General features: G+C 53.8%; 1 tRNA gene. It reads right to left on the reverse strand.

Annotated elements, in window-relative coordinates:
* A tRNA-Met gene (locus tag R0J88_RS24335) sits at nt 1-73 on the reverse strand.
* Nucleotides 74-208: the final 135 nt, after the last annotated feature.

The raw sequence follows: 208 nt of genomic DNA on the forward strand, positions 1-208 counted from the left end.
TGCGGGAGCCGGATTTGAACCGACGACCTTCGGGTTATGAGCCCGACGAGCTACCAGGCTGCTCCATCCCGCGCCTGAAATATGCATACTTATTTAACGTTGCTTACATTACAACGTGGCGTCCAATTTAAGAAATTGGTTGCGGGAGCCGGATTTGAACCGACGACCTTCGGGTTATGAGCCCGACGAGCTACCAGGCTGCTCCATC

This window comes from Pseudoalteromonas sp. SIMBA_162 (genome assembly GCF_046535955.1).
Lineage (GTDB): Bacteria > Pseudomonadota > Gammaproteobacteria > Enterobacterales > Alteromonadaceae > Pseudoalteromonas > Pseudoalteromonas marina.